This is a genomic window from Streptomyces sp. NPDC031049 (assembly GCF_055571015.1).
Map to the genome: position 1 here is coordinate 637,216 of NZ_JBVIGC010000001.1, position 18,445 is coordinate 655,660.

At 72.6% G+C, this 18,445-nt stretch carries 16 protein-coding genes; 5 read left to right on the plus strand and 11 right to left on the minus strand.

Features of this window, described 5'->3' with window-relative positions:
• Positions 1-101: 101 nt before the first annotated feature.
• Entirely contained in the window at positions 102-1,808 is a 1,707-nt protein-coding gene (locus ACZ45Q_RS02750) for a glycerol-3-phosphate dehydrogenase/oxidase (RefSeq protein ID WP_468253981.1), read from the minus strand.
• Between the two features lie 346 nt (positions 1,809-2,154).
• Here ACZ45Q_RS02750 and ACZ45Q_RS02755 point away from each other — a divergent pair, with 346 nt between their 5' ends.
• Positions 2,155-3,363, plus strand: a complete 1,209-nt coding sequence (locus ACZ45Q_RS02755; RefSeq protein WP_468253983.1) for a nucleotide sugar dehydrogenase — start codon at positions 2,155-2,157, stop codon at positions 3,361-3,363.
• 85 nt (positions 3,364-3,448) lie between these two features.
• On the opposite strand, the gene ACZ45Q_RS02760 is transcribed toward ACZ45Q_RS02755, so the two are convergent.
• The 4 genes from ACZ45Q_RS02760 to ACZ45Q_RS02775 all read right to left on the minus strand — a co-directional run bounded on the left by ACZ45Q_RS02760 (position 3,449) and on the right by ACZ45Q_RS02775 (position 8,047).
• Entirely contained in the window at positions 3,449-4,573 is a 1,125-nt protein-coding gene (locus ACZ45Q_RS02760; RefSeq protein WP_468253984.1) for a GuaB3 family IMP dehydrogenase-related protein, read from the minus strand.
• A 113-nt stretch (positions 4,574-4,686) separates the two neighbouring features.
• The gene (gene guaB / locus ACZ45Q_RS02765) at positions 4,687-6,195 is read right to left on the minus strand and encodes an IMP dehydrogenase (protein WP_468253986.1); all 1,509 of its coding nucleotides are present in this window, start codon (positions 6,193-6,195) and stop codon (positions 4,687-4,689) included.
• Positions 6,196-6,347: 152 nt separating this feature from the next.
• Positions 6,348-6,935 carry a sigma-70 family RNA polymerase sigma factor gene (locus tag ACZ45Q_RS02770; protein ID WP_468253988.1) on the minus strand — a complete coding sequence of 196 codons (588 nt, stop codon included), beginning with the start codon at positions 6,933-6,935 and terminating at the stop codon, positions 6,348-6,350.
• Positions 6,936-7,435: 500 nt separating this feature from the next.
• Positions 7,436-8,047, minus strand: a complete 612-nt coding sequence (locus ACZ45Q_RS02775; protein ID WP_003948568.1) for a response regulator transcription factor — start codon at positions 8,045-8,047, stop codon at positions 7,436-7,438.
• Positions 8,048-8,427: 380 nt separating this feature from the next.
• Here ACZ45Q_RS02775 and ACZ45Q_RS02780 point away from each other — a divergent pair, with 380 nt between their 5' ends.
• Positions 8,428-8,751, plus strand: a complete 324-nt coding sequence (locus tag ACZ45Q_RS02780) for a WhiB family transcriptional regulator (protein ID WP_468253990.1) — start codon at positions 8,428-8,430, stop codon at positions 8,749-8,751.
• A 92-nt stretch (positions 8,752-8,843) separates the two neighbouring features.
• On the opposite strand, the gene ACZ45Q_RS02785 is transcribed toward ACZ45Q_RS02780, so the two are convergent.
• Positions 8,844-9,740 (minus strand): LysR family transcriptional regulator, encoded by an 897-nt coding sequence (locus tag ACZ45Q_RS02785; protein ID WP_468253992.1) that lies wholly within the window; start codon positions 9,738-9,740, stop codon positions 8,844-8,846.
• Between the two features lie 81 nt (positions 9,741-9,821).
• On the opposite strand from ACZ45Q_RS02785, the gene ACZ45Q_RS02790 reads away from it, so the two are divergent.
• Both ACZ45Q_RS02790 and ACZ45Q_RS02795 read left to right on the plus strand, forming a co-directional pair.
• Positions 9,822-10,502, plus strand: a complete 681-nt coding sequence (locus tag ACZ45Q_RS02790; protein WP_468253994.1) for an MOSC domain-containing protein — start codon at positions 9,822-9,824, stop codon at positions 10,500-10,502.
• A 211-nt stretch (positions 10,503-10,713) separates the two neighbouring features.
• A complete protein-coding gene (locus ACZ45Q_RS02795) occupies positions 10,714-11,487 on the plus strand; it encodes an SDR family NAD(P)-dependent oxidoreductase (protein ID WP_468253996.1) in 774 nt (257 codons plus the stop codon).
• A 169-nt stretch (positions 11,488-11,656) separates the two neighbouring features.
• Here the strand turns inward: ACZ45Q_RS02795 and groL are convergent, their stop codons facing one another.
• The 4 genes from groL to ACZ45Q_RS02815 form a co-directional block, all read right to left on the minus strand.
• Positions 11,657-13,282, minus strand: coding sequence for a chaperonin GroEL (gene groL / locus ACZ45Q_RS02800; protein ID WP_468253998.1), 1,626 nt, complete (start codon positions 13,280-13,282; stop codon positions 11,657-11,659).
• A 115-nt stretch (positions 13,283-13,397) separates the two neighbouring features.
• Complete coding sequence (gene groES, locus ACZ45Q_RS02805; RefSeq protein WP_190206047.1) at positions 13,398-13,706, minus strand: co-chaperone GroES; 309 nt, start codon at positions 13,704-13,706, stop codon at positions 13,398-13,400.
• Positions 13,707-13,966: 260 nt separating this feature from the next.
• A complete protein-coding gene (locus ACZ45Q_RS02810; protein ID WP_468254000.1) occupies positions 13,967-14,662 on the minus strand; it encodes a polysaccharide deacetylase family protein in 696 nt (231 codons plus the stop codon).
• On the minus strand, positions 14,659-15,531 hold the full coding sequence (locus ACZ45Q_RS02815; RefSeq protein ID WP_468254002.1) for a polysaccharide deacetylase family protein: 873 nt from the start codon (positions 15,529-15,531) through the stop codon (positions 14,659-14,661). Before ACZ45Q_RS02815 ends, ACZ45Q_RS02810 begins: the two co-directional genes overlap by 4 nt.
• A 294-nt stretch (positions 15,532-15,825) precedes the next feature.
• Between ACZ45Q_RS02815 and ACZ45Q_RS02820 the strand changes: the two genes are divergently transcribed.
• Complete coding sequence (locus ACZ45Q_RS02820; protein ID WP_468254004.1) at positions 15,826-17,004, plus strand: class I SAM-dependent methyltransferase; 1,179 nt, start codon at positions 15,826-15,828, stop codon at positions 17,002-17,004.
• Between the two features lie 58 nt (positions 17,005-17,062).
• Here ACZ45Q_RS02820 and ACZ45Q_RS02825 read toward each other — a convergent pair whose 3' ends face one another.
• Positions 17,063-18,061: an LCP family protein gene (locus ACZ45Q_RS02825; protein WP_468254006.1), complete on the minus strand. Its 999-nt coding sequence runs from the start codon at positions 18,059-18,061 to the stop codon at positions 17,063-17,065.
• Positions 18,062-18,445: the final 384 nt, after the last annotated feature.

Sequence of the window (18,445 nt, forward strand, 5' to 3'; positions counted from 1 at the left end):
CGGGCGGCTGTGCGGGCCGGGCCGCCCACCGGCCCCCGCGGGGGACGCGGCGGAGTGCCGGCGCGGTGCTGACCGGGCGTCATCCGCCCGTCGGTGAGCGGCTACAGGGGCACGATGTCCGGTGCTCCGAGCCGTGCCGCGTCGGCCGTCAGGTCGTCCGGCTGGCGCTGCGACTCCCGCTCGGCCTCGACCCGCTTCTCGTAGTGGTGCACCTCGCGTTCGATGCGGTGCTTGTCCCAGCCGAGCACCCCCGCCATCAGTTCGGCGGCCTCCCGGGCGCTGCGCGAACCCCGGTCGAAGGTCTCGATGGAGATGCGTGTGCGCCGGGTGAGGACGTCGTCCAGATGACGCGCGCCCTCGTGGGATGCGGCGTAGACGATCTCGGCGCGCAGGTAGTCGTCGGCGGCCTGGAGCGGCTCGCCGAGGGCGGGGTCCTCGGCGACGAGGGCCAGGACCTCCTCGGCCAGCGTCCCGTACCGGTTCAGCAGGTGCTCGACGCGGACGACGTGCAGTCCGGTGCGGGCGGCGACGCGGGCCCGCGCGTTCCACAGCGCCTTGTAGCCCTCGGCGCCGAGCAGCGGGACGTCCTCGGTGACGCAGTCGGCGACCCGCATGTCGAGGCCGTGCACCGCCTCGTCCACCGCGTCCTTGGCCATCACCCGGTACGTCGTGTACTTGCCGCCCGCGACGACGACCAGGCCCGGCACCGGGTGGGCGACGGTGTGCTCGCGCGACAGCTTGCTGGTGGCGTCGGACTCGCCGGCCAGCAGCGGGCGCAGCCCGGCGTAGACACCCTCGACGTCGTCCCTGGTCAACGGCACCGCGAGGACGGCGTTGACATGTTCCAGGAGGTAGTCGATGTCGGCGCTGGAGGCGGCCGGGTGGGCCTTGTCCAGGTCCCAGTCGGTGTCGGTGGTGCCGATGATCCAGTGCCGGCCCCAGGGGATGACGAACAGCACGGACTTCTCGGTGCGCAGGATCAGCCCGCTGGCGGAGTGGATGCGGTCCTTGGGGACGACCAGGTGGATGCCCTTGGAGGCCCGGACGTGGAACCGGCCGCGCTCGCCCACCATCGACTGGGTGTCGTCGGTCCACACCCCGGTGGCGTTGACGATCTGCTTGGCGCGGACCTCGTACTCCCCGCCCGCCTCGACGTCCTGCACCCGGGCGCCGACGACCCGCTCGCCCTCGCGCAGGAAGCCGGTGACGCGGGCGCGGTTGGCCACCTGGGCGCCGTACGCCGCCGCCGTGCGCACCAGGGTGGCCACGAAGCGGGCGTCGTCCATCTGGGCGTCGTAGTACTGCAACGCGCCGACCAGCGCGTCCTTCTTCAGCGCCGGTGCCACGCGCAGGGCGTGACGGCGGCTCAGGTGGCGGTGGGCCGGCAGGCCCCGGCCGTGGCCGCGGGCCATGGACATGGCGTCGTAGAGCGCGACGCCCGAACCGGCGTACAGCCGCTCCCAGCCCTTGTGCTGGAGCGGGTAGAGGAACGGCACCGGCTTCACCAGGTGCGGTGCGAGCCGCTCCAGCAGCAGGCCGCGCTCCTTGAGCGCCTCGCGGACCAGGGCGAAGTCGAGCATCTCCAGATAGCGCAGCCCGCCGTGGATCAGCTTGCTGGACCTGCTGGAGGTGCCCGACGCCCAGTCGCGTGCCTCGACCAGTCCCGTGGCCAGTCCGCGGGTCGCGGAGTCGAGGGCGGTGCCCGCGCCCACCACGCCGCCGCCGACGACCAGCAGGTCCAGCTCCCGCTCGGCCATGGCCGCGAGCGCCTCGGCCCGCTGCTCGGGCCCCAGTGCCGCTGTCCTCACCGCTGCCTCCCGCTCGTCCGGTCCGTCCGGCTCATCCGGTCCCTCGGTCACGTCGGCCACACCCGTGGGGGCGAGGCCCGGTCGTTCCGCGTACCCCCATGCCCAGATTCTGACGGTGTTGCCCGACTTCAGCCACCACGCACCCGCAACCTGTGGACAACGCGGGGCACCGGGGGCCGCCCGTCGGCGGCAGGGCCGTCGCTCCCGCCAACACTCGGCGAAAACTCGCGGATCAATCCCACATATCGGTCATATTTACTCCTAGTCTGACGTTGTGCTCGCCCATCCTGTCCACAGGGCTTGCGCACCTGTCCCGCTTCGGCTACTGGGAAGGACGGCCCACGCCATGCCCGCAGATCTCGCCGTCATCGGACTCGGCCCGTACGGCCTGCCCCTGGCCCAGGCCGCCGTCGCCGCCGGCATCCCCACCCTCGGCTACCGCACCGGGCCCGAGGCCGACCCGCTCACCCCCGCCGAACTGCGCCGGATGCTCTCGGGGGGCTTCCGGACCGCGGCCGGCCCGGCCGAGCTGGGCCGCGTCCGCACGGCCGTCATCTGCGCCCCCACCCCGCCCGGCGCGGACGGCGGCCCGGACCTGGGCCAGGTGGAGGCCGCCGCCCGCACCCTGGCCGCCCACATGCGCCCGCACACCACGGTGATCCTGGAATCGCCGGTGCACCCGGGCACGACGGAGGACTTCCTCCGCCCGATCCTGGAGCGGGGCTCCGGGCTGCGGGCGGGCCGCGACTTCCACCTCGCCTACGCCCCCAGCCGCGTCGACCCCGGCAACCGCGACTTCACCCCCGCCAACACCCCGAAGGTCATCGGCGGGCTCACCCCCGCCTGCACCGAGTCGGCCGCCACGTTCTACGGCCGCCTCACCGACAAGGTGGTCCGCGCCCGCGGCCCCCGGGAGGCGGAGACGGTGCAGTTGCTGGAGAACAACTTCCGGCACGTGAACATCGCCCTGGTCAACGAGATGGCCGTGCTCTGCAACGACCTGGGCGTCGACCTGTGGGACGTCATCCGCTGCGCCGAGACCAAGCCGTTCGGCTTCCAGGCCTTCCGCCCCGGCCCCGGTGTCGGCGGCCACTCCGCCGCCCAGGACCTCACCGGCCACGCCCCGCGCGGCCTGCGCCTGGTGGAACTGGCCGGACAGGTCAACAGCCAGATGCCCCGCTACGTCGTCCAGCGCGCCGCCACGCTCCTCAACGAGCACGGCAAGTCCGCGCGCGGCGCCCGTGTCCTGCTGCTCGGCGTCACCTACAAGGCCGATCTCGCCGACCAGCAGGCCACCCCGGCCCAGGAGATCGCGACCCGGCTGATGGAGCTGGGCGCCTCCGTGAGCTACCACGACCCGCACATCCCGTCCTGGACGGTCCTGGACCGCCCGGTCCCGCGCGCCGACTCCCTCTACGAGGCCGCCGCCGACGCCGACCTGACGATCCTCCTCCAGCAGCACCGCACGTACGACCTCCAGGGCCTGTCGGTCAAGGCCCAACTGCTGCTGGACACGCGCGGCGCCACTCCCACGGGGGCGGCGCACCGGCTCTGAGCGGCAGAAAGGGCCCGGAGCGCACTGCTCCGGGCCCTTCGTCGTCGTACGCGTCGTACGCCGGACCGCCGTCGTCGCGGCCGGACTACCGCCGGTGCTGGGAGTCCGCGACCGTCACCTCGACCCGCTGGAACTCCTTCAGCTCGCTGTAGCCGGTCGTGGCCATCGCCCGCCGCAGCGCGCCGAAGAAGTTCATGGAGCCGTCGGGGGTGTGGGACGGGCCGGTGAGGATCTCCTCGATCGTGCCGACCGTGCCGAGGCCGACCTTCTTGCCGCGCGGCAGCTCCTCGTTGACGGCCTCCATGCCCCAGTGGTGGCCCTTGCCCGGCGCGTCCGTCGCGCGGGCCAGCGGCGAGCCCATCATCACCGCGTCGGCGCCGCAGGCGATCGCCTTGGGCAGGTCGCCGGACCAGCCGACACCGCCGTCCGCGATGACGTGCACGTACCGGCCGCCGGACTCGTCCATGTAGTCCCGGCGGGCCGCGGCCACGTCGGCGACGGCCGTCGCCATCGGGACCTGGATGCCCAGCACGTTGCGCGTGGTGTGCGCGGCGCCGCCGCCGAAGCCGACCAGCACGCCCGCCGCGCCCGTGCGCATCAGGTGCAGGGCCGCGGTGTAGGTGGCGCAGCCGCCGACGATCACCGGGACGTCCAGCTCGTAGATGAACTGCTTCAGGTTCAGCGGCTCGTGCGAGGAGGACACGTGCTCCGCCGACACCGTGGTGCCGCGGATGACGAAGATGTCCACGCCCGCGTCCACGACCGCCTTGGAGAACTGGGCGGTGCGCTGCGGGGAGAGCGCGGCGGCGGTGACCACACCGGAGTCGCGCACCTCCTTGATCCGCCGGCCGATCAGCTCCTCCTTGATCGGCGCGGCGTAGACCTCCTGGAGGCGGCGGGTCGCGGCCTCGGCGGGCAGCTCGGCGATCTCGTCGAGCAGCGGCTGCGGGTCCTCGTACCGCGTCCACAGGCCCTCGAGGTTCAGCACGCCCAGGCCGCCCAGCTCGCCGATGCGGATCGCGGTGGCCGGGGAGACGACCGAGTCCATGGGGGCGGCCAGGAACGGCAGCTCGAAGCGGTAGGCGTCGATCTGCCAGGCGATCGAGACCTCCTTCGGGTCCCGCGTACGGCGGCTGGGGACGACGGCGATGTCGTCGAAGGCGTACGCCCGGCGGCCGCGCTTGCCGCGCCCGATCTCGATCTCAGTCACGTTGGTGGCCTTTCCCTGTTGCGTTGCGGCGCCTCCCAGTATCCCCGACGCACGGCGGCAGGGCGGCCCCGGACCTGTCCGGGGCCGCCCTGCCGGCGTCGGAGGGTCGGCGGCTACCTCTTGCTGCTGTAGTTCGGCGCCTCGACCGTCATCTGGATGTCGTGCGGGTGGCTCTCCTTGAGCCCGGCGGAGGTGATCCGCACGAACCGGCCGTTGGCCTGGAGGTCGGGCACGGTCTTGCCGCCGACGTAGAACATCGACTGGCGCAGGCCGCCGACCAGCTGGTGGACGACCGAGGAGAGCGGGCCGCGGTAGGGCACCTGGCCCTCGATGCCCTCGGGGACGAGCTGCTCGTCGGAGGCGACGCCCTCCTGGAAGTAGCGGTCCTTGGAGAACGACTTGCGCTCCCCGCGGGTCTGCATGGCGCCCAGCGAGCCCATGCCGCGGTAGGACTTGAACTGCTTGCCGTTGATGAACATCAGCTCGCCCGGCGACTCCTCGCAGCCCGCGAGCAGCGAGCCGAGCATCACCGTGTCGGCGCCCGCGACCAGGGCCTTGGCGATGTCGCCGGAGTACTGGAGACCGCCGTCGCCGATCACCGGCACGCCCGCCTCACGGGCGGCGAGCGAGGCCTCGTAGATCGCCGTGACCTGCGGGACGCCGACGCCGGCGACCACGCGCGTGGTGCAGATGGAGCCGGGGCCCACGCCCACCTTGATGCCGTCGCAGCCCGCGTCGACCAGGGCCTTGGCGCCGTCGCGGGTGGCGACGTTGCCGCCGATGACGTCGACGCCGGACGAGTTGGACTTGATCTTGGCGACCATGTCGCCGACCAGGCGGGAGTGGCCGTGCGCGGTGTCGACGACGATGAAGTCGACGCCCGCCTCGATCAGCGCCTGGGCGCGCTCGTAGGCGTCACCGGCGACACCGACCGCGGCGCCGACCAGCAGCCGGCCCTCGGCGTCCTTGGAGGCGTGCGGGTACTTCTCGGCCTTGACGAAGTCCTTGACCGTGATCAGGCCCTTGAGCACGCCGTGGTCGTCGACCAGCGGCAGCTTCTCGATCTTGTGCCGGCGCAGCAGCTCCATGGCGTCCAGGCCGGAGATGCCGACCTTGCCGGTGACCAGCGGCATCGGCGTCATGACCTCGCGCACCTGCCGGGTGCGGTCGGTCTCGAAGGCCATGTCGCGGTTGGTGACGATGCCGAGCAGCTTGCCGGCGCCGTCGGTGACCGGCACGCCGCTGATGCGGAACTTGCCGCACAGCGCGTCGGCCTCGGCGAGCGTGGCGTCCGGGTGGATGGTGATGGGGTTGGCCACCATGCCGGACTCGGAGCGCTTGACCAGGTCGACCTGGTTGGCCTGGTCCTCGATGGACAGGTTGCGGTGCAGCACGCCGACGCCGCCCTGGCGGGCCATGGCGATGGCCATGCGCGACTCGGTCACCTTGTCCATGGCGGCGGACAGCAGCGGGATGTTGACCCGCACGTTCTTGGAGACGTACGAGGCGGTGTCGATCTCGTCGGGTGCCATGTCCGACGGGCCCGGCAGCAGCAGCACGTCGTCGTAGGTCAGCCCGAGTGTCGCGAATTTCTCGGGCACTCCGTCGACGTTGGCAGTCATGACACCTTCCCCAAATGGCCTTGATCGGTGCGGATGTCCATGCTAACGGGAAGTGAGGGTGTCTCATTCCACGATCAAGGACAGCACCGGGCTTCGTAGCTTCGTACGGGAGCCGGCCGCCGCCCGTTCACGGCGGTTTCCCGCGGCGGCCCTTACTGCTCCGCGAGCGCGCGCAGCCGGCTCAGTGCCCGGTGCTGTGCCACACGCACGGCCCCGGGTGACATTCCCAACATCTGGCCGGTCTCCTCGGCCGTGAGCCCCACCGCGATGCGCAGCAGGAGCAGCTCGCGCTGGTTCTCCGGCAGGTTGGCCAGCAGTTTCTTGGCCCATTCGGCGTCGCTGCTGAGCAGCGCCCGCTCCTCCGGGCCGAGGGAGTCGTCCGGCCGCTCGGGCATCTCGTCGGACGGCACCGCCGTCGAGCCGGGGTGCCGCATCGCCGCGCGCTGGAGATCGGCGACCTTGTGGGCGGCGATGGCGAAGACGAACGCCTCGAAGGGGCGCCCGGTGTCCTTGTAGCGGGGCAGTGCGAGGAGCACCGCGACGCAGACCTCCTGGGCGAGGTCCTCGACGAAGTGGCGCGCGTCGCCGGGCAGCCGGGACAGCCGGGTGCGGCAGTAGCGCAGGGCCAGTGGGTGGACGTGCGCGAGCAGGTCGTGCGTGGCCTGCTCGTCACCGTCCACGGCGCGGTGCACCAGCGCGCCCACACTCCCGTGGTCGGCTGCCGCCTCGTCGTCGCGCATCGGTCCATGGTGCCCTCTGGCCGTGCGGTCCATGGCACCGTGTCCGTTGTTGTGCACCGAAGCGTTATGAGCAGGTGCGCCGGAACTCATCCCCTGCGCCCTCCCCTTCCGCTCGACCGACTCGTCCCCGAGGAACTCCACACCTCAAGGATGCGGCATCGGCGGCGAAACGAGCACCGGGCGTCCGGCGGGTCGCCTTGTCACCCCCGCCCACCTCGCGGTAAGCGGGGATCGCCGTGAGTCCGTGGGCCCGGTCCGGGCCGCCGGTCACGGGGCGCCTCCGGGGCCCGTCCGGCGTTTCATGCCGCGGCGGCGGGGCGCACCCCGCCCCTCCACGGTGTCGTCGCCGGCCGTCGCCCGGTCCGCACCGGGCTTCGCCCGCGCGGGGGCCTTCCCGGCGCTCCGCCGCCGTCCTTCGCCGTGCGGCCGGACGCGCCGTGCCCGCTGCTGAGCCCATCGGCACCGACGGTCACCTGCGTCCCGATCCGACCGGGCCGGGCCTAGCGGACCAGGCCCCAGCGGAAGCCGAGCGCCACCGCATGGGCCCGGTCCGAGGCACCGAGCTTCTTGAACAGCCGCCGGGCATGGGTCTTGACCGTGTCCTCGGAGAGGAACAGCTCACGGCCGATCTCCGCGTTGGAGCGGCCGTGGCTCATGCCCTCCAGGACCTGGATCTCCCGGGCGGTGAGCGTCGGCGCGGCGCCCATCTCGGCGGAGCGCAGCCGGCGCGGGGCGAGCCGCCAGGTCGGGTCGGCGAGGGCCTGGGTGACCGTGGCGCGCAGTTCGGCGCGCGAGGCGTCCTTGTGCAGATAGCCACGGGCGCCGGCGGCGACCGCGAGGGCGACGCCGTCGAGGTCCTCGGCGACGGTGAGCATGATGATGCGCGCGCCGGGGTCGGCGGACAGCAGCCGCCGGACGGTCTCGACGCCGCCCAGGCCGGGCATGCGCACGTCCATCAGAATGAGGTCCGAGCGGTCGGCACCCCAGCGGCGGAGGACTTCCTCGCCGTTGGCAGCCGTCGTCACGCGCTCGACGCCGGGCACGGTCGCGACCGCGCGGCGGAGCGCCTCTCGGGCAAGCGGGGAGTCGTCGCAGACGAGGACGGATGTCATGGCCGTCCTCCGCAGCTGATGCGCGTCACCTTGAGCCTCCAGGCTGGTACGAATCGTCACCTGTGCGGTCGACCGTCTCGGACGCCCGCCCGAGCGCTTGTTCTTTCAACCGCCTCCGCACTCTCAACGACGGTCACTCGAAAGAGTTACGGGGCCGTGTGCCGTCTTCGGCACTCTACGTGAGGGCGCGGACACGGTGCAGACATGCGCGGCGGACCCACAAGCTTTCATCACAACCCATGCCCCATTCGGCCCTTTTTCTTCCGCTTTGGCAGTGTCTGAGGCTAGATTCGCAATGAGTCATATTTTCATCTCCTTAGATGGTAGTTGTACGGTCGTGGACACCCCGTCCACCCAGATCGGCTACAAGGGGTCACGCAATGGCAGATTTCTCCCGCCTTCCCGGACCGAACGCGGACCTGTGGGACTGGCAGCTCCTGGCCGCGTGCCGTGGGGTGGACAGCTCGCTGTTCTTCCATCCGGAAGGCGAACGCGGTGCGGCTCGGAGCGCTCGTGAGAACTCGGCCAAAGAGGTCTGCATGCGGTGCCCGGTGCGCGCCGAGTGCGCAGCCCACGCGCTGGCGGTGCGCGAGCCGTACGGCGTGTGGGGCGGACTGACCGAGGACGAGCGCGAGGAGCTCATGGGGCGGGCACGCAACCGCCTGGTGTCGGCGGCCAGCGGGGAAGCCGCCTCGTCTCACTGAAGGAACGTTTCTCTTGACTGGGCACGCGGAAGCGTGCCCCGCCTTCGTCCGGGCCCGTCGTGCACCCCTCGGCGCGCTGGGCTCCGGTCGGGTCAGCGCGCCGCTGCCCGCGCCAGGTGGTCCAGGGTGGCCGTCACGGCCGGGACCTGGGCCAGGTCCGGCAGCGTGAGCGCGACGATCTCGCGGCGCACCGCGGGTTCCAGCTCCACCGTGCGCGCGCCCCGCGGCCGCACCGACTCCACCGCGAGCTGGGGCAGGACGGCGACGCCCAGGCCGGCGCCGACCAGGCCGACGACGGCCGGGTAGTCGTCGGTCGCGAAGTCGATGCGCGGTGTGAAACCGGCCTCCGCGCACACCTCGACCAGCTGGCCCCGGCAGCGGGGGCAGCCCGCGATCCAGGACTGGTCGGCCAGTTCGCCGATGGACACCGACGCCGAGCGGGCGAGCGGATGCCGCTCGGGCACCAGGGCCACCAGCCGGTCGGTCAGCAGCGGCCGCACCACCAGGTCGTCCCACTCCTCCGCGCCGGCCGCGCCCTCGTAGCGGAAGGCGAGCGCCACGTCGCAGTCGCCCTCGCGCAGCAGCCCCACGGACTGCGGCGGTTCGGCCTCCTCCAGGGAGACCCGGGTGCCGGGGTGGGCGGCGCGGAGCGCGGCGAGTGCGGTGGGCACGAGCGTGGAGCTGCCGCTGGGGAAGGACACCAGGCGGACCCGTCCGGCGCGCAGGCCCGCGATCGCGGCGACCTCCTCCTCCGCCGCGGTGAGCCCGGCGAGGATGCCGGCGGCGTGGCGCACCAGGGCCTCGCCGGCCTGGGTGAGTCGCATCTCGCGTCCGTTGCGCACGAGCAGGGGCGTCCCGACGGAGGCCTCCAGGGCCTTCATCTGCTGGCTGACGGCGGGCTGGGTGCAGCCCAGCTCGCGCCCCGCCGCCGAGAAGGAGCCGGTGGCGGCGACGGCGCGCAGGACACGGAGATGGCGGGCCTCGATCACACCCCCGAGGATAAGTGACGCTTTGGTGCGGCGGCGAATAATGCGTCGACGCTTTGAGGGAGGGTCTTCTACCGTGCCGCCATGAAGCTTCTGTCAGTGAACCTGGGCCGCGCGACGCCCGTGCCGTACACGGACCAGCCGGACGGAGTGACCGGCATCGACAAGCGTCCGGCCGAGGGGCCGGTGCGGGTGGCGCCTCCGGGGACCGAGGGGACGGGCGCGAGCGGCCTCGCCGGGGACGCGGTGTGCGACACGCGGCATCACGGCGGCGCCGACCAGGCCGTCTACGCGATGGCGCGCGAGGACCTCGACGCGTGGGAGCGCGAACTGGGCCGCGCCCTGCCCGACGGCGCCTTCGGGGAGAACCTCACCACCGCCGGCCTGGACGTGTCCGGCGCGCTGATCGGCGAGCGCTGGAGGGTGGGCCCCGACGTGGTGCTGGAGGTGACGAGCGGACGGATACCGTGCCGCACCTTCCAGGGCCATCTGGGTGAGGAGGGCTGGGTCAGGCGCTTCACGCGCAAGGGCGCGCCGGGCGCGTATCTGCGGGTGATCGAGCCGGGTGAGATCCGGGCGGGCGACCCGGTGCGGATCGTGCACCGCCCCGCCCACGAGGTGACGGTGGCCCTCCAGTTCCGCGCGGTGACGACGGAGCGGGAGCTGCTGCCCCGGCTGCTGGCGGCGGGCGACGCGCTGCACCCGCAGGCACGGGCGACGGCGCGGACGTACGTGGAGAAGCAGGGGGTGCGCCAGGAGGCGTGACGGTACGTCGGCCGGCGGTGGGCCTGACGGCACGTCGGCTGACGGAGCGTCGGCAGGTGGCTGGGCCTGACGGTGCTCGCGGCGCCACCTGGTCCCCGCACTGGACGGAGGAGGACCAGTCGGCGGCGACGCTCTCGCCGGCCGGTCCACCCGTGCCGGAGGGCTGGGCCGGTGAGCGGATGGCTCTCTTCCGGGTAACTAGTCTTGCGCCATGACAACGGCTCTGATTACGGGATCGACGGCAGGGATCGGTGCCGCGTTCGCGCGGCGGCTGGCGGCCGACGGGCACGACCTGGTGCTGGTCGCCCGCGACACCGAGCGGCTGCGCCTACAGGCGACCGAGCTGCACGACCGGCACGGCATCGAGGCGGAGGTGCTGGGCGCCGACCTGGCCGAGGAGGCCGGCATCGAGGCGGTGGCGGCCCGGCTGGGTGACCGCAGGAACCCGGTCGACCTGCTGGTCAACAACGCCGGTTTCGGCAACAAGGGCCGTTATCTGGACGTCCCCATGGCCGACGAGCTGCGCATGCTCAAGGTGCACTGCGAGGCGGTGCTGCGGCTGACCTCGGCGGCGGCCGAGGCCATGCGGGAGCGGGGCCGCGGCGGTGTCGTCAACGTCGCCTCGGTCGCGGCCTTCGTGCCGCGCGGCACCTACGGGGCGTCCAAGGCGTGGGTCGTGCAGTTCACCCAGGGCGCGGCGAAGGACCTGGCGGGCAGCGGCGTACGGCTGATGGCCCTGTGCCCCGGCTTCGTGCGCACCGAGTTCCACCAGCGGGCCGGGATGGGGACGGACAACATCCCGAAGTGGATGTGGCTCGACGCGGACAAGCTGGTCGCGGCGGCCCTGGACGACCTGGCCCGCGGCAAGACCCTGTCGATCCCCGACCCCCGCTACAAGGCACTCATGGGCGCGGCGAAGCTGGTGCCGCGCGGAATGCTGGGCGGCATCACGTCGAAGACGGGACGAAAGTACGGGCCGCAGTAACAGCGCCCCGCAGGGGGGCGCGGGGAACTGCGCGACCGGCCACGACGGCGCCGCGCCCGGCATCGGACCCGCACGGGGCGGACGCGAACCCGGCACCCGCCCCAGGCATAACGCACGGTGCCCAGCACCCCCGCAGGGGCACTGGGCACCGTTCAGCTCAGCGCAGCGCTCAGTGGGCGTGGCCGTGGCCGTGGCCCGCGGCGGCCGGCTCTTCCTCTTCCTTCTTCTCGACGACCAGGGTCTCGGTCGTCAGCAGGAGGGAGGCGATGGAGGCGGCGTTCTCCAGGGCGGAGCGGGTGACCTTCACCGGGTCGATGACGCCGGCCTTGACCAGGTCGCCGTACTCGCCGGTGGCGGCGTTGTAGCCGCTGCCCTTCTCCAGCTCCTTGACCTTGGAGACGATGACGTAGCCCTCCAGGCCCGCGTTCTCCGCGATCCAGCGCAGCGGCTCGACCACGGCGTTGCGCACGACCGCGACACCGGTGGCCTCGTCGCCGGTCTTGGAGAGGTTGCCCTCCAGGACCTTGGAGGCGTGGACCAGCGCGGAGCCACCACCGGAGACGATGCCCTCCTCGACCGCGGCGCGGGTCGCGGAGATGGCGTCCTCCAGACGGTGCTTGCGCTCCTTCAGCTCCACCTCGGTGGCGGCGCCGACCTTGATCACGCACACGCCGCCGGCCAGCTTCGCGAGGCGCTCCTGGAGCTTCTCGCGGTCCCAGTCGGAGTCCGTGGCCTCGATCTCGGCCTTGATCTGGGAGACGCGGCCCTCCACGTCCTCCTTCTTGCCGGCACCGTCGACGATGGTGGTGTCGTCCTTGGTGACGGTGACGCGGCGGGCGGAGCCCAGCACGTCCAGGCCGACCTGGTCGAGCTTGAGGCCGACCTCCTCGGAGATGACCGTGGCGCCGGTGAGGACCGCCATGTCCTGGAGCATGGCCTTGCGGCGGTCGCCGAAGCCGGGGGCCTTCACCGCGACCGCGTTGAAGGTGCCGCGGATCTTGTTCACGACGAGGGTGGACAGGGCCTCGCCCTCGACGTCCTCGGCGATGATCAGCAGCGGCTTGGAGGAGTTGGCCTGGATGACCTTCTCCAGCAGCGGCAGCATGTCCGCGATGGAGGAGATCTTGCCCTGGTGGATCAGGATGTACGGGTCGTCGAGGACGGCCTCCATGCGCTCCTGGTCCGTGACGAAGTACGGCGACAGGTAGCCCTTGTCGAAGGCCATGCCCTCGGTGAAGTCCAGCTCCAGACCGAAGGTGTTCGACTCCTCGACGGTGATGACGCCGTCCTTGCCGACCTTGTCCATCGCCTCGGCGATCAGCTCGCCGACCTGCTGGTCCTGGGCGGACAGCGCGGCCACGGCGGCGATGTCGGACTTCTCGTCGATCGGGCGGGCGGTCGCGAGGAGGTCCTCGGAGACGGCGGCGACGGCCGCGTCGATGCCCTTCTTCAGCAGCGCCGGGGAGGCACCCGCGGCGACGTTCTTCAGACCCTCGCGGACCAGCGCCTGGGCCAGGACGGTGGCGGTGGTGGTGCCGTCGCCCGCGATGTCGTTGGTCTTGGTCGCCACCTCCTTCACCAGCTGGGCGCCGAGGTTCTCGTACGGGTCCTCGATCTCCACCTCACGGGCGATGGTGACGCCGTCGTTGGTGATGGTCGGGGCACCGAACTTCTTGTCGATGACGACGTTGCGGCCCTTGGGGCCGATGGTGACCTTGACGGTGTCGGCGAGCTTGTTGACGCCGCGCTCGAGGGCGCGACGGGCGTCCTCGTCGAACTTCAGGATCTTCGCCATGGGAGCGTGAGCCCTCTTCCGGAATCTGGGTTTAACGGCACTGCGCCCCGGGCGCCCGGCTTCTTATGGGTCGCGGGGGGCCAGGGGCGCAGCTAAAGCAAGGTGCTTCGGTGAATTACTTCTCGACGATCGCGAGCACGTCGCGGGCCGAGAGGACGAGGTACTCCTCGTTGTTGTACTTCACCTCGGTGCCGCCGTACTTGCTGTAGAGAACGACGTCGCCGACCTTGACGTCGAGCGGAAGGCGGTTGCCGTCCTCGAAGCGGCCCGGGCCCACGGCCAGGACGACGCCCTCCTGGGGCTTCTCCTTGGCGGTGTCCGGAATGACCAGGCCCGAAGCCGTGGTCTGCTCGGCGTCCAGCGGCTGGACCACGATGCGGTCCTCGAGCGGCTTGATGGCAACCTTGGAGCTGGCGGTCGTCACGATCCGACCTCCCCCTTCGGAGATCTCACGGGGTTAACTGTCTGAGGTGGCGACCAGGTCGATCCGTCGTCGCGGGTGCCGGACCTGCCCGTCGCTGTGTTGGCACTCTCCAGGGGGGAGTGCCAGAGCCGAGACTATGACCGGGGTTAGCACTCGGTCAAGCGGAGTGCCAATGCCGTGCGGCGCGTCGGCGGGGGTTCGCCGTGAACGCCGGTTTTTCTGGGACCGTGCGCCGCGAAGCTGCCGGGCGGTGGGACGGGCTACAGGTAGTCCTCCAGGCGGCCCACGCGCAGGCCGCCGTCCTCGATCCTCCGCAGCAGCTCCGCCGTGCGCTCCGGTGCGGTCACCGCCACGATGTCGCCGGGATGCAGGCGGTGCTCCCCGCGGGTGTACGTGACGTCGCCGGTGGCCGTCACCTGGGCCCGCCACAGGACGACCGCCGTGATGCCGCAGTCGGCGGCGGCGCGCAGGGTCGTCGTGTCGTACCGGCCGTGGGGCGGGCGGAGCAGGCGGGGGCGGACGCCGAAGCGGGCGCGGAGCTTGCGCTGCTGGCCGCAGATCTCGGCGCGCTGGCCGGCGTAGGGCAGGCCGCGCAGGGAGCGGTGTTCGAGGGTGTGGTTCTGCAGGCTCGCGCCGACGGAGCGGAGCCCGGCGAGGTCGCCGTAGGCGGGGCCGGCGACGGTGTCGGTGAGGAAGAGGGTGACCGGGAGCCTTCGGGTGCGGACCAGGTCGGTGACGTGCGGATGCCGCTCGGCGCCGTCGTCGTAGGTCAGGAAGACGACCCTGTCGCGGGTGCGGACGTGGTCGACGACCGGGGGCAGGTCCCGGGCCGGGCCGGCGGCCGCCTGGGCGCCGTCCCCGGGCGGGCGGGCGACCGGGCCGGTGGTCTGGGCGCAGGCGGCGAGCAGGACGGCCGTGAGCGCGGCGCCGGCGGACCGGAGCCGCCGGCGCCTCACAGGTAGTCCTCCAGGCGGGCCACGGCGTACCCCTCGGCGGTGACCTTGTCCAGGAACCGGCGGACCATGTCGGCCATGGTGCCCTTCCAGTCGTCGGGGCCGCGGAAGTGGCTGAGCACGATGTCGCCGGGGTGGATCTCGCGGTCCCACTCGCGGTAGTCCCAGCGGTCGACGAAGACCTCCTCGTTCCACAGCGGGACGTGCTTGATGCCGCAGCTCTTGGCGGCGCGCAGCGAGTCGGCGTTGTAGTTGCCGAAGGGCGGGCGGAAGACGGTGGGGCGCTTGCCGTAGCGCTCGCGGATGACCTTCTGCATGCCGCAGATCTCGCGCTTCTGCGCCGCGTACGACAGGCCGGGCAGGTAGGGGTGGTTGAGGGTGTGGTTGTTGAGGGTGACCCCGCGGTCCTGCATCTTCCTGAAGTAGCCGTAGTCGTCCTTCACCACGTAGTCGCTGAGGAAGGCGGTGTACGGGATCTTCAGCTCGCTCATCATCCGCAGGAACGCCGGGTCCTTCTCGGCGCCGTCGTCGATGGTCAGGAAGACGATCTTCTGCTTGGTGGGGATCGTGGTGAAGACCGGCGGGAGCCCCCGCTCGGCGTGGTCGTCGACCTCGAAGCCCTTGCGCGTGGTGATCTCCGGCTTCTCGGCCGGGGGCGCCGGCGCGGCGAGCGGGACGCGCTTCAGCCCCCAGCGCTTGGCGGCGGCGGCCCGTGCGGCGTGCGCGGCCTTGAGCTTGCCGGCGTAGGCGTCCAGCGCGCGGGCCGGCGGTGCCTGAAGGGGCTGCTGGCCGGGGGCGGGCCGCACGTCGGCGGCGTCGCCGCAGCCTGCGACGAGCGCGGTGACGGCGAGCACGGCGAGGCCGCCACGCACACGTGCGCCCCGGTTCCGGAGCAGGGGGCCGCCCGGGGACCGGAGCAGCGGGCCGTGCGGGGACCGGAGCGCACGGACGCCGGGGGTCCGGAGCGCGCGGGCCTCCCGGGACCGGAGCGCGCGGTCCCAGGGGAGCCGGACCCCGGTACTCCCGCCGCGCGCCCGGAACATCCGACTCTTGTCATTTTGTACGACTGCTCGCATGGTGCCGGATCCTGACAGCCGACGCCCCGGGAACCGGTCCGACACCGCGGCGGGCGGCGCTCCGTCCACCGACTGGCCCACAATGAGGCGGTGAACGACCTCGACGCCCTCCGCACTCCAGAAGGCCGCGCCCTCCTCGCCGAGGTGCACGGCACCGACCCCGCGCGGGAGCTCGCCGTGGCCACCCGGTTGCGGCGCGAGCACCCCGCCCACCTGGTGTCGGCGGCGCTCGCCCAGGCGCGGCTGCGGCAGCGGGCGGTGGCCAAGTTCGACGCCGAGGACGCCGGGCGCATGTTCTTCACGCCGAACGGCGTCGAGCAGTCGACGCGGGCGAACGTGGCGGCGTACCGGGCCGCGCGCCTGCGGGCGCTGGGGGTGCGCTCCGTCGCCGATCTGTGCTGCGGTATCGGTGGGGACGCGATCGCGTTCGCCCGCGCCGGCATCCGGGTGCTGGCCGTCGACCGCGATCCGGTGACCGCGGGCGTGGCCCGCGCCAACGCCGAGGCGCTCGGGCTCGCGGACCTGATCGACGTACGGGAGGCGGACGTCACGGACGTCGACACGGTCCCGTACGACGCGGTGTTCGTCGATCCCGCCCGGCGCGGCGGACGGGGCCGCGTCTTCGACCCGGAGGCCTACTCGCCGCCCCTGTCCTGGGCGGTGTCCGCCGCGCTCCGGGCGCCGCTCGGCGTGCTGAAGGTCGCTCCCGGCATCCCGCACGAGGCGATCCCCGCCGAGGCCGAGGCGGAGTGGATCTCGGACGGCGGCGACGTGAAGGAGGCCGTGCTGTGGTTCGGCACGGGCAGGACGCCGGGGGCGCGGCGGGCGGTGCTGCTGCCGTCGGAGGCGGGCGTCCGGGCCACGCCGGAGACGATGCTGCCCGATCCCGGGGTCCGTCCCGTCGGACGCTACCTGTACGAGCCCGACGGCGCCGTCATCCGCGCCCACCTGGTCGCCCAGGTCGCCGGGGAACTGGACGGCGGCCTGATCGACCCGACCATCGCCTACATCACCGCCGACGAGCGGCGCGTGACCCCGTTCGCCACCGCCTACGAGATCACCGACGTGCTGCCCTTCAACGTCAAGAAGCTGAAGGCGCTGCTGCGGGAGCGGGAGGTCGGCGTCCTCACCGTGAAGAAGCGCGGCTCGGCCGTCGAGCCGGAGGAGCTGCGCAGGAAGGTCAAGCCCCAGGGGCCGCACTCGGCGACCGTGTTCCTGACCCGGGTGGCGGGGGCGCCGACGATGCTGATCGGGCGGCCGGCGGGCTGAGCGCGTGAGGGACGGCCGCCCGCGCGGGCCGGTGCCGGCGGCGAGCCGTGACGGCCGGTCAGCGCAGGGACTCCCACAGCTCGTCGGCCTCCGGCTGGTGCGCGATCACCCGGTTGGGGTCGAACGGCGCCGGGATGACGGGCATCGTCACCGTGCGCACATCGTCCGCCGACAGGCCCGCCAGGCTCTGGCCGAGGCTCATCAGCTCGCCGAGGGAGTCCAGGCCCGTGTCGGTGGTGAGGCTGCCGGTGGCGGCGTCGGCGACGCGGTAGAGCCTGGCCGGGTCGGTGAGCAGGTCGGTGGCGGAGATCCGCTCCAGCAGGGCCCTGACCAGTTTCTGCTGGAGCTCTATGCGCGCGAGGTCACTGCCGCCGTCGAGGCCGTAGCGGGTGCGGGCCAGCGCCAGGGCCCGGGTGCCGTCGAGGTGGTGGGTGCCGGCGGGCAGGTGCAGCCGGCTCTTGTCGTCGTCGATGTCCTGCTCGGTGGTGACGGTGACCCCGCCGAGGGCGTCCACGAGCTTCGCGAAGCCGGCGAAGTCGACCTCGACGTAGTGGTCCATGCGGACGTTCGTCAGCGACTCGACCGTCTTGACCGCGCACACCGGCCCGCCGACCGCGTACGCCGTGTTGAACATGGCGCTCGACGCGGGCGCCGTCCGCTCGCCGGAGGGCAGGGGGCAGGACGGGCGGGCGACCAGGGTGTCGCGCGGGATGCTCACGACGGTCGCCTCCGTGCGCCCGGCGTCGAGGTGGACGACCATCGCGGTGTCGGAGCGGGCGCCCTCGCTGTCGCCGCCGCCGAGCCTGCGGTTCTCCTCGCCGCCGCGGGAGTCGGAGCCCAGGAGCAGGATGTTCAGCGCGCCGGTGGGGACCGAGGCGGCGGACGGGACGGCCGCCGGCCGCGGCGGGCGGTCGTCGCCGAGCGCGCCGTCGATGTCGACGCTCTCGATGTTGTCGCCGAGGCGCCAGTACGCCCAGCCGGCCGCCGCGACGCCCAGGAGCACGGCGCCCGCCAGGGCTAGGCAGGCGGCCTTCAGCACCCTCGACCGCACGCCCATGTGTCCGCCCCCGTCTCCGTCCTTCGCGGTCCCTCGTGCGTCTGCCGTGTCCCTTTCGGGTGCCCGCGGGAAGGAACGTAAGTCCGAATTGTTGCGAGCGGTGGCGCGCGGACGGGATTCTGCGGAAATTCTCAGATTGCCGAGAGCGGGACGGCCCGCCCGGCGACGTGTGCGGGCGCGCACCGGGGGCGGCGGAGGCACCACCCGCTCGGGGTCGGCGGAGGGGCGCACCAGGGGTCGGGCGGAGGCGCCCTCCCGGGTCGGCGGAGGGCGCTCCGAGGTCGACGGCGGTCGCGCTGGGGAGTCGGCGGAGGGCGCGCTACGAGGTCGGCGGAGGGCGGGCTGCGGAGTCGGCGGAGGGGGCGTCGAAAGTTTCGACGTGGT

Excerpts from the sequence above, each read along its gene's own strand:
- ACZ45Q_RS02795 (WP_468253996.1), top strand. The coding sequence starts at position 10,714 with ATGACAACGGCTCTGATTACGGGATCGACGGCAGGGATCGGTGCCGCG.
- ACZ45Q_RS02780 (WP_468253990.1), top strand. The coding sequence starts at position 8,428 with ATGGCAGATTTCTCCCGCCTTCCCGGACCGAACGCGGACCTGTGGGAC.
- ACZ45Q_RS02755 (WP_468253983.1), top strand. The coding sequence starts at position 2,155 with ATGCCCGCAGATCTCGCCGTCATCGGACTCGGCCCGTACGGCCTGCCC.
- groL (WP_468253998.1), bottom strand. The coding sequence starts at position 13,282 with ATGGCGAAGATCCTGAAGTTCGACGAGGACGCCCGTCGCGCCCTCGAG.
- ACZ45Q_RS02770 (WP_468253988.1), bottom strand. The coding sequence starts at position 6,935 with ATGCGCGACGACGAGGCGGCAGCCGACCACGGGAGTGTGGGCGCGCTG.
- ACZ45Q_RS02775 (WP_003948568.1), bottom strand. The coding sequence starts at position 8,047 with ATGACATCCGTCCTCGTCTGCGACGACTCCCCGCTTGCCCGAGAGGCG.
- guaB (WP_468253986.1), bottom strand. The coding sequence starts at position 6,195 with ATGACTGCCAACGTCGACGGAGTGCCCGAGAAATTCGCGACACTCGGG.
- ACZ45Q_RS02790 (WP_468253994.1), top strand. The coding sequence starts at position 9,822 with ATGAAGCTTCTGTCAGTGAACCTGGGCCGCGCGACGCCCGTGCCGTAC.
- ACZ45Q_RS02825 (WP_468254006.1), bottom strand. The coding sequence starts at position 18,061 with ATGGGCGTGCGGTCGAGGGTGCTGAAGGCCGCCTGCCTAGCCCTGGCG.